This window comes from Cryobacterium sp. PH31-L1, assembly GCF_030063145.1.
Lineage (GTDB): Bacteria > Actinomycetota > Actinomycetes > Actinomycetales > Microbacteriaceae > Cryobacterium.
Genome location: NZ_JASISM010000002.1, coordinates 223,858 through 237,382 on the forward strand (window position 1 = coordinate 223,858; position 13,525 = coordinate 237,382).

11 protein-coding genes are annotated in these 13,525 nt (G+C 66.5%); 9 read left to right on the forward strand and 2 right to left on the reverse strand.

All coding sequences use genetic code 11. The features are described from left to right. The first annotated feature begins 68 nt into the window (after positions 1–68). The 7 genes from QMF22_RS05420 (at position 69) to QMF22_RS05450 (ending at position 8,591) form a co-directional block, all read left to right on the forward strand. Entirely contained in the window at positions 69–1,250 is a 1,182-nt protein-coding gene (locus QMF22_RS05420) for an Rv2578c family radical SAM protein (protein ID WP_283451160.1), read from the forward strand. A 96-nt stretch (positions 1,251–1,346) separates the two neighbouring features. After that, the gene (locus tag QMF22_RS05425; protein WP_283451162.1) at positions 1,347–2,663 is read left to right on the forward strand and encodes a sensor histidine kinase; all 1,317 of its coding nucleotides are present in this window, start codon (positions 1,347–1,349) and stop codon (positions 2,661–2,663) included. An 82-nt stretch (positions 2,664–2,745) separates the two neighbouring features. Beyond that, positions 2,746–4,161 (forward strand): hypothetical protein, encoded by a 1,416-nt coding sequence (locus QMF22_RS05430; protein WP_283451164.1) that lies wholly within the window; start codon positions 2,746–2,748, stop codon positions 4,159–4,161. After that, complete coding sequence (locus tag QMF22_RS05435) at positions 4,161–4,790, forward strand: thymidine kinase (protein ID WP_283451166.1); 630 nt, start codon at positions 4,161–4,163, stop codon at positions 4,788–4,790. The genes QMF22_RS05430 and QMF22_RS05435 overlap by 1 nt, the downstream gene beginning before the upstream one ends. Before the next feature lie 52 nt (positions 4,791–4,842). Beyond that, positions 4,843–5,496, forward strand: coding sequence for a response regulator transcription factor (locus tag QMF22_RS05440; protein ID WP_283451168.1), 654 nt, complete (start codon positions 4,843–4,845; stop codon positions 5,494–5,496). Then, on the forward strand, positions 5,496–7,859 hold the full coding sequence (locus QMF22_RS05445) for a sensor histidine kinase (RefSeq protein WP_283451171.1): 2,364 nt from the start codon (positions 5,496–5,498) through the stop codon (positions 7,857–7,859). The genes QMF22_RS05440 and QMF22_RS05445 overlap by 1 nt, the downstream gene beginning before the upstream one ends. Positions 7,860–8,054: 195 nt before the next feature. Then, a complete protein-coding gene (locus QMF22_RS05450; protein ID WP_283451172.1) occupies positions 8,055–8,591 on the forward strand; it encodes a hypothetical protein in 537 nt (178 codons plus the stop codon). A 173-nt stretch (positions 8,592–8,764) separates the two neighbouring features. On the opposite strand, the gene QMF22_RS05455 is transcribed toward QMF22_RS05450, so the two are convergent. Continuing rightward, positions 8,765–9,073, reverse strand: coding sequence for a DUF7882 family protein (locus QMF22_RS05455; protein ID WP_283451174.1), 309 nt, complete (start codon positions 9,071–9,073; stop codon positions 8,765–8,767). A gap of 213 nt (positions 9,074–9,286) precedes the next feature. Beyond that, entirely contained in the window at positions 9,287–10,033 is a 747-nt protein-coding gene (locus QMF22_RS05460; protein ID WP_283451177.1) for a CPBP family intramembrane glutamic endopeptidase, read from the reverse strand. A 166-nt stretch (positions 10,034–10,199) separates the two neighbouring features. Here QMF22_RS05460 and QMF22_RS05465 point away from each other — a divergent pair, with 166 nt between their 5' ends. Further along, positions 10,200–11,645, forward strand: a complete 1,446-nt coding sequence (locus tag QMF22_RS05465; RefSeq protein ID WP_283451179.1) for a tyrosine-protein kinase domain-containing protein — start codon at positions 10,200–10,202, stop codon at positions 11,643–11,645. 30 nt (positions 11,646–11,675) lie between these two features. After that, positions 11,676–13,472, forward strand: a complete 1,797-nt coding sequence (locus tag QMF22_RS05470) for a DUF4012 domain-containing protein (protein ID WP_283451183.1) — start codon at positions 11,676–11,678, stop codon at positions 13,470–13,472. Positions 13,473–13,525: the final 53 nt, after the last annotated feature.

Sequence of the window (13,525 nt, forward strand, 5' to 3'; positions counted from 1 at the left end):
GCATCCGCTCGCTCCGGGTTTCTCGACCGACACTTGCAATTCAATCGTACTTGTGTTCGACTTGCCGCATGCGGTGGAGCTCACAAGAACTACAGACCGAGCGGCCAGGCGCCCTGCCGGGACTGGCCCGCCTGAACAACCTCGTGCGCAGCGTGCAGACGCCCGAGTTCGCGGGGATCACGTTCCACGAGATCCTCGCCAAGTCGGCGCTCAACCACGTGCCCGGGCAGAGCGCGCTGCCGTTCGGCTACACGATCAATCCCTATCGCGGATGCTCCCATGCCTGCACCTACTGCTTCGCCCGCCCGACGCACCAATACCTCGACCTTGATGCCGGCAAGGATTTTGACAGCGAGATCATCGTGAAGGTGAACGTGGCCGAGGTCTTGAGAAAAGAGTTGGCGAAACCGACGTGGGGGAAGCATCCGGTGGCGCTCGGTACCAATACCGACCCGTACCAGCGCGCCGAGGGACGCTACCGCCTCATGCCGGGCATCATCGCGGCCCTCGCCGACAGCAAGACACCCATCTCCATTCTCACTAAGGGCACCCTGCTGCGCCGCGATCTCGACCTGTTGGTCGAGGCGAGCGAGCATGTTCCGGTCGATTTGGCCATGTCGATCGCCATCTACGACGACGAGTTGCAGCAATCGGTCGAGCCGGGCACCCCCACGACCACGGCACGCCTCGCCACGGTCACCGCGGTGCGCGAACGCGGCCTGGACTGCGGCATCTTTCTTATGCCCATTTTGCCTTTTCTCACCGACACCCGAGCCCACCTCGACGAGGCGCTGCGCCAGGCCAAGGCTGCCGGGGCGACGAGCGTGCTCTACTCGGGGCTCAACCTCAAGCCCGCAGTCAAGGACTGGTATCTGCACTGGCTCGACCGCGAGCATCCCGAATTGGTCGGCCGCTACCGGGAGCTCTACGCCCGCGGACAGTACGCCCCCAAGGAGTACCGCACCTGGCTCGCCGCCCGTATCACACCCCTCATTCGGGCGCACGGCCTCGAGCGCGGGGTCGTCGACCCTTCCACCGGCGGGCTGCGCTCCAGCGCCCTCCCGTCCTCCCCGGATCGGATGCCCGCGCCCGCCTCCCGCGCGCCCGCTCAGTTCCCGGCACCGGGCCCAGGCGCAGCACCCAGTTTAGAAACTGGGCCCGGGGTCGCAGGGTGGGCCCTGGGCTCCGAGTCCCCGCGGTCGCTGATCGCCGCCGAGCTCCCGCCCGAACTCTCACCCACCCTGTTCTGACCGGTCAAAATTTACGGGCCCCGGGCCCGAAAACTGGGTCCCACCCGCACAACCGCCCCACTCCGCCCCGGTGGCATACTTGACCAGGGGGAAAATATGTCGCTAGGTCTACCCGGCCACTTGGTGCAGTTGACGCTGGCGCGCGCCCTCGCGCGGGCGGCGCACTGGTTCGCGCTGACCTGCCTGATGGCCGCGGTCGTGTCTGTCGGCATTCTCAGCCTCACCCGCAGCCCCGAACTCTGGATCACCATCGTGGTCGTGGCCGCCATGGGTGCCCTGCTCATTCTCTTCACCCGGCACCGCCGAATCGCACTCGCGGTCGCCTATCTCATCGTCGGAACCCTGGGCGTATACGTCTTCACCAGGAACGTGCTCGGCGTTCCCGAAGTATTCCCGGCGTCGAATATGTTCCTTGTGGCCCTGCCGAAAATGGCACTCGTCATGGTCGGCGGAGCCGGAACCACCGCCCTCGCCGGGGTGCTGTGGAGCACCGCGGCCTTCATGCTCGCCGAGACCGCCGCGTTCCTCGGCATCCTCAATACCACCGTGCCCTACCGACCCGACCTGTTCACCCTCTCCACCTACCTCGTGCTCGTCGGCGCCATGGTGCTCGCCGGAATCGACCGGCGCGCGAGTAACGCCGCCCAGCCCGCAATCCACCGTGCCGTGCAAGACGGATCCAACCGCCAGCTCCGCGACGCCCTCGACACCCGCGCCATCGCCCTACTCAACGACACGACCGTGGCCCAGCTCGTGGCTCTGTCCCTGGCCGAACCCGGCGCCCTCTCGCCGGGCCTCAAGGCGAGCCTCAACTACACGCTCGCGACCCTGCACGACACCAACTGGCTCACCGACATCGACGCCCGCACCAACACCGCCCCGCAACCGACCCTCACCCGCAAAGCCACTGAGATCGCCCCGCAACCGCCTCTCGCCGCTCCGGCCGCCAGCGACGCCTGGCTGTCGAGCGCCGTCTACACCGCCATCGAGCGTTCACGCGACCGCGGACTCGTGGTCGAAGTCACCGGCGACCGCGCCGCCCTCGCCCGCCTCGACGCCGGCAGCGACCGCGACGTGGGCCTCGCCGGGGAGCAGTGCCTCGTCAACGTCATCCTGCATGCCGGAGTCGCCTCGGCCGAGGTCGCCATCGAATCCGACGCAACCACCATTTCACTGCTCATAACGGATGCCGGCCGCGGCTTCACCGAATCGGAATCTGCCGCAGACCGTCTCGGTCTGCGGCAGTCCGTGCGGCGCCGCATCGAACAGCTCGGCGGATCCGTGCTGATCTGGAGCCGCCCCGGCGCCGGCACCAGCGTGCGCCTGACGGTCCCGGCCGCAACACACACGACCATGAACCCTGCCACCAGCCAGAACGCGCGAAACCGCCCGACCCCGCGGACGCCCCGATGACCCGCGCGACCCCGCCCGGCCACGCCCCAATGACCCGCGCGACCCCGCCCAGCCCCAACTGCCCGACCCGGCGGAGCCCCCGATGACCCGCGCGACCCCCACTCCGCGCCGGCCTCGCGCGCCGGCATCCGCATCGCAGCAGCGCCTCGACCCCATCGGCGGCCTCGCCGCCTGGCCCCTCGCGCCGGTCGTCGCCCTCATCGTCGTGACCTACGCCATCGTCGCGACGATTTCGCGCATGCACGAGATCCAGATCACTGAGCTTGCCGCGGCTTCCGTCGCCGTGCTCACGATCGCGGCCGCCTTGCTGGTCTGGGCTGCGCGCCCCGACCTGGCCCCGTTCACCCGCACGCGCGCCGTTGTGATCGTCTCCCTGGGGCTCGCGGCGCACCTGCTCGCCGCGGCGAGCACCTGGCAGTTCAACGGCATGATCCAGGACGACTTCGCCCCGATCGGACTCGGCCTGCTGCTCCTCGCCCTCGCCCCGTTCCGCCCGTGGAAAGAGATCCTCGCGCTCGGCGTCTGCTCCGCGCTCGTCGTCGGCGTCACGGCCCTGGCCCAATCGCCGTTTCTCGGCATCCAGACCCCGCCTATCCTCTTCGCCATCATCGCCATGACCCAGGTGCTCGCCCCCGCCCTGGCCTCGGCGGCCTATTCTCGCCAGGTCGTCAACTCCATTCACCGCTGGCAAACGGATGCCCGCCGCGCCATCCGCGCGCGCACCGAAGAGAGCCGCGGTCTCCTCGCTACCGAGGTGGTCGATCAGCGTCTGAAGAACCTCGGCACCGATGTGCTGCCCTTTCTGGCCGACGTCCTCGAGCGGCAGGAGCTCACCCCGGCCGACATTAAACGTGCGCGCTCCCTCGCCTTCCAGGTGCGGAGGGTGCTCGTGGCCGAGGTCGACCACACCTGGCTCGACGACCTCATCGACCGCGAACGCCTCAAACTCACCGAGCGCGGCCTCAGCCCGCTCTGCGTGATCGCCGACCCGGAACGCCGCGCGACCGGTTTCGATTCCGATCAGCGCGCCGCCGTCGGTGCCCTGATCGTGGCCCTCTGCCGACTCAAGGGCTTCGACCCCACCAGCCTGGTCGTGCAGATCGACGGATCCGGCCAAGCCCCCGCCGACACCGACCAGATCACCCAGGCCTTCGGCCACAGCGGAGCCCGCCCGACACCGGCCGCCGACACCACGACCATTGCCATCGTGACCGCCTCCGAACAGCAGGCTGCCACCCAGGCCAAGGCCCTGGCCCGCGCGCAGGCCCGGGTGCACGCCGCCACCGCCCCCAGGCCGCGCACAACCGGGTTGAGTGCGATCGACACCATCACGATCCAGGCCGGCATCTCCCTGCCGCCGTTTCACCGCCGTCGCGCTCTGCGCCCGTACCTCAGCGTGCTGCGCGCCGTCTTCACCCGGGTGAGCGTGACCAGCCGACATCCGCTTCTCACGCTAGAATTTGACGCTGAACGCACCACGACCAAGGGCATCAAATAATGGCGAAACTGTACTTTCGATACGGCGCCATGAACAGCGGCAAGAGCACGTCTATGCTGCAAGCGGCCTATAACTATGAGGAGCGCGGGCATCACGTGCTGCTCGCCAAACCCAGCGTTGACACTAAGGGCGACCGCGGCATCCTGTCCCGCCTCGGCGTGACCCGCGCCGTCGATTTTCTGCTCACGCCCGAAACGGATGCCTACGCCGCCTTCCAGCAGCACCGCGCGCTGGTTGTGAAAGAGTCGGGCCGTGACGTGAGCGCCCTGCTACTCGACGAAGCCCAGTTTCTCACCGAAACCCAGGTCGACGACCTGCTGCGCATCGCGATCCTGGAGAACGTGCCCGTGCTGGCCTACGGTATCCGCACGGACTTTCAAACCGTCGCCTTTCCCGGAAGCCGGCGGCTTCTGGAGGTCTCCCACAGCCTGGAAGAGCTCAAGACCATCTGCCGCTGCGGGCGCAAAGCGGTGTTCAACGGGCGCAAGATCGACGGTGCGTTCGTATTCGACGGCGACCAGGTGGCCATCGACGGCGAAGAGGTCACCTACGAGTCGCTCTGCGGTAGCTGCTATCTCGATGAAAGCCACGGAGTGCTCAACAACCGCAGCCGGCCAGGGCCCGAATAAAACCCAGGACGGGTTGCCGGCGGATGCGAAAAGTCACATTAGGGTAAAACCCATGTACCGCTATCGAGTGGCCCTCATCGATGACCACGAGATCGTTGCGCGCGGATTCGCCGAATTGTTCTCCACGATCCCCGAAATCGACGTCGCTGGCACTGTCGCCACGGTGAGCGAATTGCTTGAAGCTACGCCATACGGCACCCGCATCGACCTGGTCATCCTCGACCTGCGACTCTCCGACGGGTCAACGGTCACGAGCAATGTCGACCGCCTTCGCGCCCGCGGTGCGGCCGTGCTCGCCTTCACCGGGGGAGACGACGCGCAGCTCATGCGGGCCGCAGCCCGCGCCGGCGTGCTCGGCGTCGTGCGCAAATCCGAGCCGACCGCCGTGCTGCTCGACGCCATCAGGCGGGCCGCGCGCGGTGAAACCATCGCCTCGACCGACTGGGCCGCAGCCCTCGACGGCGACCCCGACCTCGCTGACGCGGGACTCAGCCCGCGCGAACGCGAGGTACTCTCTCTCTACGCGGCCGGCGCGAAGGCGCCCCTCGTGGCGTCGCGCACCGCACTCTCCGAGGCCACCGTCATCGACTATATTCGCCGCGTCCGGTCCAAGTACGAGCGGGTCGGCCGCCCGGCCAACACCAAGATCGACCTGTACAAGCGCGCTCTGGAAGACGGCATCCTGCCCGTCCCCGGCCGCTCCTAATGCCTCCAGGAAATGCACGCGAAGCGGATGCTCCGCCGTGCCCTCCCAAAGCGCGTCCCGACCCCGACACGGCCGCTAGGACCTACGCAACCGAGGTCGACGACGTTTCCGCCACCGAACGACTCACCCGAATGCTCTACCTTGGCGTCGGTGCCACCGCGCTGATCTTCGGCGTGCTGTCCCTCGACGTGTTCCTGCGCCAGGTCTACAGCCCGTTCCCGGTCGCGTCGACCCTCGGCTGGTTGTTCATCGTGGGGTTGCCGGCCACCCTCGGTTTTCTCTCCCACGTAGTGCCGCTGCGAATATTACGGCGCATCGCGATCACCGAAGGCTTCACCTTCTCGTTCATTCTCTGCTGGTGGCTGGTCATGCGGCTCGAACCCCTCCCGGCGGGCGCCGACGTGCCGTGGGTGCTCATGCTGTCTGGCATTCCCACGGTTACCATCGCCATCATCGTGCGCCCCTGGACAGCGCGGATCTATGCCCTGCTGGCGTCCATCGCGAGCGGGCTCATTCGCGGCGCGACCTCGGCGGAAGCCAGCCCACTCCTCGTGGGGTTGCAGGATGCCCTCTATATGCTCTTGTTGTCGAGCGTTCTGGTGGGGCTGACGCTGACCATCCGGCGCAGCGCCGCTCGAGTCGATGGCGAGGAATACGTGCGACGGGCCGCCGAATCCGAACAGGCAGCCCGGCTCGCCCGGCGCGCGGAGCGGCAGACCATCAACGCTCTCGTGCACGACAGCGTGCTCTCCACCCTGCTGATGGCTGGCCGGAACCGGGCTTCGCCCACCGTGGTCGCCCGCCAAGCGCGTTTCACGCTTGACCAGCTCGACGCTCTCAGCACGGAAGCCCCGCCGACACCGATCACCGGGGATGACTTCGCGAACGAGTTGCGACACCAGTGTCAGCAGCTCGCGGCCGAGGTGCACGTCACGATTCTGCAGAACGATCTCAAGCCGATCCCCGCCCCGGTCGTACGGGCGCTGCTCGGCGCCGCAGGCGAGGCCCTGCGCAACTCGGTCGCCGCCGCCGGAGTCGGGCATCCGCATGAGGTGCACCGTCGGGTCATTCTGAGTGCCGACCGCAATGCGATCCACCTGGCGGTCACCGACGACGGGGTGGGCTTCGACAGCGCCCGAGTCCCTGACCACCGGCTGGGAATAGTGGAGAGCATCGTCGGTCGCATGGAACGCCTGCCGGGCGGAAGCGCCGTCATCACGAGCCGGCCGGGTGATGGAGTCACGGTCGACCTGTTCTGGGTTCGAACGATAGCGCCCGCGATCTGGGCCCCGCCTGTGGCCGCTCCGCCGGCCGTGACCGCGACGAGTCTCCTCGCCCGGATACCCGGGGCAGCGCCGCGTCCACTGTCGTTCTCGGCGTCGCTCGGGATTTCCGTGCACCTGTCCCGGCTCGTCGTGGTGCTCTTCATCGTCGTGCACTCGGTGCTCGCCGCCGCCAACTCCGATCGAATCACCGTGATGCCACTGGGCATCTTTGCCTTTCTCGTGCTCTCCAGCGCGGCGATCCTGGTCACCGGTGATGCCGCTGATCCGATGCCGATGATCCGCACGCTGGGGGTTCTCCTGCTCTGCACTGTCACTGCCGTCCTGATGTTCTTCCACATTCCGAGCGGTCCGGTTGGACCGTTCGCCCACTGGCACCTGGGTGCCATCACGCTGCTGCTCGTCGTGTTGGTCGCCCGGGGACGAACAGGCTGGGCCTGGGCGGGGTACGCCATGATGGCGCTCAGCTCCATCGCCTTGGCGGTGCGCACCGGGCTCACCGTCGGCGACGGCGTTCTGCAGGCGAGCAGTCACGCGGGTACCCTCCTGGCGGGCACTCTGTTCGCCGTGGCCCTGCGGCATTACTCACGCAATCTCGACGAACTGTATCGAGATCGCATGCAGAGGGAAACCTTTGTGGCGCGCACCGGCGCGACTACGTCCGAACGTCAGGTGCAGGTCGCCCGATTGAACGCGATGGCGCGCCCATCGCTCGAACGTCTCACCCGCATCGACCCGGTGACGGATTTTCAGCGCGACGAGTTCCTGCTGATCGAGGCCAGCCTGCGTGACGCCATTCGAGCACGCTGTCTGTTCGTCGAACCCATCATCGGGGCAGCCTGGGCTGCACGCTCCCGCGGGGTCGAGGTCGTGCTGCTCGACGACAGCGGTGACCGGCCACTAGCATCCGTTGTGTTGATGGCTGCGATCGTCAGTGGTGAGCTAGACCGGCTCACGCAGGGGCGGCTCACAGTGCGGGTGCTTCCCCCTGGCAGGCCGGAATTTGCAACGATCATTGTGGAAAGCGGGCAGAGCCGCATTCTTCTGGTGAGCCGTGACGGCATCGTGCGCGAAAGGTGATCACTGGCGCCCGCACCCCCACTACGGGTGCTTAACAACGTTTCTGCGGCGATTCTGCAAAGAAAAAAGCAAATCGATTGTGTATTGCACCAATCGCCCCGCTAACCTGAGAGTCGCCTAGGTATCTCACGACGATATGCCGGGACACGCCGATTTCGGCGTATCAGCCATTCACTTACCGGGGGGACCCTCACTATGTTCAAGAAAAGCCTCGCTACTGCGGCACTCGCCGTGATCGCCGCTTTCGCCTTCGCGCCGGCCGCCAACGCTGCCGAGTATGTTCCCGCAGCACTCACCTCCGTCACCGACTCCACGCCGGCCCCCGGCGCAGCCACGACCGTGTCGTTCGCGTCGAAGGCTTTCACCGCTGGCGAGAACGTCAGCTTCACTGCTGAAGGAACCCCCGCTGCTACGCTCAGCGTCGTCAAGGCCGCGACCTCCAACACCGTCACGAAGGTCGCTTCGGGCACTGGTTCGACCTCGGCCGTCATCACCGTGCCGTCCAACGCAACCGGCATTTACACCGTGAAGGCCACTGGCGCAACCTCCGGCAACGTGGGCACCGCTGTACTGACCGTCACGGCCGCCGACGCTGGCACGTCTAAGGGCCTCGCGTCCACCGGCTTCAACGCTCCGGTCCTCGTCATCTGGGGTGCCGCTGGCCTCCTGGTTCTCGGTGGTGCACTCATCGCCGTGCGCATCTCGGTTCGTCGTCAGCACGCTGCCGCGTAATTAGCTTCATCGTGTAGCTGCTGGCTGCTCTCAAGAACGCCTCGACTCCCTTCGGAGTCGGGGCGTTTTGGGTACCCGAGCCGCCCGGAGCCGCCCAGCGGGCGCAGAAAAGCCCGGCCAGAGATCCGGCCGGGCTGGGAAACTTCGTGGGCCAGAGCGGCCCGTGCGCTGCGCTAGAAGGTGCGCGGCGGCGGTTCGGTCACGATCTGCAAACCGGACGACGAGTTGGCCGACAGCGTCAACGCCTCGACCCAGTCGCGGTTGAGGGACGGCATCTTGCTGCCGAAATACTTGAAGGCCAGGGAGATGCCTGGATGCACCCAGACGGTGCTGCGCCCTCCGCCCACGAGCGGATCATCACGCCAGGAGAAATAGAACGATTCCCCGCGGCGCAGCTTGGCACCGATGACGATCTGAATGTGTGCGAGCGCCCGGTCATCGAAATCGACCGTGATGCTCGAGTCGTACGTAAATTTGCCCATTCTGGTGCCTCGCGCTGGTTCTTCGGCGAACGCGAACGGGCAGGCCGAGTCGCATACAACCACGGTTTCGTTCCCGGTTTGGGAGCGATAATTGTTATGCGTTTTTGATCTTACCGATGCGGGCCGCTAAGTGCCTCGCCTAGTTAGCCAAATCCCAGCCCCAATGCTGGGGACACTGAGAGCGGTCCGACACCGGTACGGGGTGCGTCGGTCTCAGAACGCCAGCAGTGCCGGCACCACGACGAGCCCGTTGAACGTCACGTGCGCAACGATCGCGCCGCCGATACGCCCGGTCGCCAGCGAAACGGATGCCGCAGCCAGCCCAAAAATCAGCGTCGAGACTCCGACCACCACGATGGTCTGCGGGTTCCCGACCTCAATGGTCACCAGGTGCATGAGCGCGAAGGTCAGCCCGCTGACGGCAACCGCGATCATACCGGCTGTGCCGCCTGAGTGCGGCGGACGGGCATCCTGAGCGGCCGCAGCCTGGCCGTAAACGGCTCGCAGCACGAGCCCGCGAAAGAAGAGCTCCTCCACGAACGGGGCCAGCAGCACCGGGGCCAGCAGTGCCCCGAACAGCCACCAGAGATCGTAGACGGTCTCGCCGAAGCTGACGCCGCTGGTTCCGATACTGCCGTAGATCCCGAGTTCGATCAGACTGGCCGCCGTGCGGGTCAGAAGCCCAATGGCGAGGCCCCAGACCAGGTCAATCGGGCGAATCGACAGACGCAGAAAGCGCACCGCTGCGCCGCGTTGCTCCCCCGCCGCATGACCGACGCCGATCGCCGTCACGCCGATCGCAACGAGGAGCGGCACCCAGACGCAGAGATAGCCCAAAAGCAGGGCCAGGTTGCCGTCGCGAAACGACGTTGCTCCCACGGCCCCCAGCAGCACCATGGCCGCCACGATGCCGATGCCGGCGGGCACGAGCGGGTTCGAATGCCGAGCTGTTACCCCCATGAATACACACTCCCCATGACCCCAAACTACCGGCACCGGCTGTCGGTCAGCGCCCGGGTCAAAGTTCGGTACCCTCAAAGCAGGGGAGCCGCACGCTCGTGCAGTGAAGTACGCGCCGTATCGGGAGCTACCAAACCCGTTCACGACTCGAGGGGGATCAGGCCGCATGGAACTTCGCGACTACATTCGCATTCTGCGCAAGAGCTGGGTACTCATCGTGCTGAGCATGCTCGTGGCCGTGGCTGCGGCATCCGCTTATTCGATACTGCAGACACCGCAGTACGGTGCCACCTCCAAGGTTTTCGTCTCCACGCAGTCAAGCGGGTCCACCGCCGACCTCGCCCAGGGCAACAATTTCTCGGTGGCGAGAGTGAAGACGTACTCCGCGCTCGTGACCACTCCCATCGTGCTGTTGCCGGTCATTGCCAGCCTCGACCTCGGCATCACGTCCGACGAGCTGGCGAAGAAGGTCGCTGCCTCGGCCCAGCTCGACACCTCGATCATCGAGATCACCGTCACCGACACCGATCCGGTTCGTGCTGCTGACAGCGCCAACGCTATTTCGGCCAGCCTCGAGCTCATCGTGCAAGACATCGAAACTCCCGATACGGCTGATGCGGTCTCGCCGGTCAAACTGACTCGTGCGCAGGAAGCGACTGTGCCAACCGTTCCGGTGAGCCCCAACGTGCCCCTGAACATTGCCCTCGGCGTTCTCGTGGGCCTGGCTCTCGGTGTGGGGATCGCGGTGCTGCGCGAAACTCTGGAAACCCGCATCCGCAACACCCGCGACGTGGAACAGCTCACCGATCTGCCCATTCTTGGCGGCATCGTCTTCGATCCCAAGGCCAAAGACCGGCCGCTCATCGTGCACGTCGACCCGCGCAGCCCGCGTGCCGAGTCGTTCCGCACCCTGCGCACCAACCTGCAGTTTCTCGACGTGGGCCGGGTCGATCGTGCCTTCGTCGTCACCTCGTCGATCGAGAGCGAGGGCAAGAGCACGACCGGTGCCAACCTTGCCATCGCCCTGGCCGATGCCGGATCGCGTGTTTTGCTCGTCGACGCCGACCTGCGCCGTCCCAAGGTCGCCGAGTACATGGACGTCGAGGGTGCCGTCGGCCTCACCGACGTACTCATCGGCCGGGCCGACCTGGCCGACGTCATTCAGCCCTGGGGCCGCAGTAAGCTGTTCGTCCTGCCGGCCGGCCATGTGCCGCCCAACCCGAGCGAACTGCTCGGCTCCACCCGCATGACCCAGCTCATCGCAGAGTTCAACCGCACGTTTGATTTCGTCATCTTCGACGCGCCGCCGCTCTTGCCCGTGACGGATGCCGCCATCCTCGCCAAAAACGTGGGCGGCGCCCTCGTCGTCGTCGCTGCCGGGCGCACCCACAAGAACCAGCTCACCGGCGCCATCGCCGCTTTGAACAATGTGGGAGCCCCCATTTCAGGGCTCGTGCTGACCATGCTGCCCACGAGCGGGCCTGATGCCTACGGTTACGGCCATTACGGCTACGGCTATAGCTATGGCGACACCACGACCGACCCGGCGCTGTCGATTCCCGCAGTGGATGCCGCTCCCGCACGCGCTCGCGGCACGCGAGTCAAGCCCTGACCGACCCCCGCGCTCTGCTTGAATAGGGCCATGTCTTCCTCCAGTTCGACCCACGCCGCACCCCCGAAGCGCTCGCGAACGCGCCGTGTCACGGGGTTCGTCGTGCTCGGTGTGCTCGTCATCGTGGTCGCGGCCACCGCCTGGGTCGGCATTCGCGGCCTGCAGGCCAAGGACGCCCTCGAGGCGGCAGTGCCGCTGGCGACGAGCATCAAGGACCAGGTCGTCGCGGGTGACGGCGAGGCCGCAGGCCAGACCGCCGCCAAGCTGGCCGACTTCGCAGCCACCGCCCAGGAGCGCACCAGCGACCCCATTTGGCGCACCTACGAACTACTGCCGTTTCTCGGCCCCAACCTGTCGGCCGTTCGCCAGCTCGCCGCAGTGGTTGACGACGTCGCTCAGAACGCCGTCACGCCCCTCGCCGCGCTTGCAGGCAACCTCGACCTGACCGACTTCAAGCCCGTTGACGGCTCCATCGCCCTGCAGCCACTTCTCGATGCGCAGCCCGCGGTGACGTCGGCCAACACGGCCTTGGCCCGCGCGGTCGCCAACGTAACGGTCATTGAGACCGACAACGTGTTGGGCGTCGTACGAAGCGCTGTGACCCAACTCAAGACCGTCACCGTGGAGACCTCGACCACCCTCGATGGCATGAACCGCGCCGTCACCCTGCTGCCGGCCATGCTCGGTGCCACCGGCCCGCGCGACTACATTGTGCTGTTCCAGAACCCGGCCGAACTGCGGTCCACCGGCGGCATTCCCGGCGCACTCGCCCTGCTACACACCGACAATGGCAGTATCGAACTGGCCCAACAGGCCAGTTCAACGTCGTTTCCGCAGTACCCGGCCCCGGTGCTTCCTCTCGGCGACGAAATCCGGAGCGTCTACGGCGACATCACGGGCCAGTTCATTCAAAACGTCACGATGACCCCCGACTTCGCGCAATCCGGTGCACTTGCCCGCGAAATGTGGCGCCTCGAATTCGGCACCGACGCCAACGGCGTGCTCTCGATCGACCCGGTCGCGCTCAGCTACCTGCTCGAAGCGACCGGGCCGATCACCCTCGCCACCGGCGACGAGCTCACCGCCGACAACGCGGTGAAGCTGCTGCTGAGCGACGTCTACGCGCGCTACAAGAACCCTCAGGAGCAGGACGTCTTCTTCGCGGCTGCTGCCGGCGCCGTGTTCGACGCCGTAAAGAGCGGCAATGCCGACCCGACCAAGCTCATCGCCGCACTGGCCCGCGCCGCGAGCGAGAACCGGGTGTTGGTCTACAACGCCGATGAAGCCGAGCAGGCAGTTCTCGAAGGCACCACCCTGGCCGGCGCTCGGCCGGTCAGCGACGATTCAACCAACCGGTTCGGGCTCTACCTCAACGATGGCACCGGCTCCAAGATGGATGTCTACCTCGACGTACAAACGGCCATCGGCCAGCAGACCTGCCGCAAAGACCAGCGCCCGCAGTACGCGTTCGAGGTCACTCTCACCAATACCGCCCCAGCGGATGCCGCCACCAGCCTCCCCGCCTACGTCACCGGCGCCGGCGCCTTCGGGGTGACGCCCGGAAACATCAAGACCCTGGTCTCGGGCTACGGCAGCCCGGCAATGCAGAACCTCGGTCTCACCCGGGACGGTGTCGAAGCTGAATATCATCCTGCCGCCGACGCCGGCTATCCCGTGAGCACCATCGGCGTCGAACTGGCGCCCGGCGAGAGCACCGTGTTGCACTTCACGTGGCTGGGTCCTGCGCCCTTCACCGGCAATCTCGAACTTCGGAGCACACCAATGATCGCGCTGCACGACACCACATCACTAGACTTCAGTTGTTAGTGTTCGCCGCGGGGCAACCCAGCGGTCGCAGAACCACAGCGACCGGGGCCTTC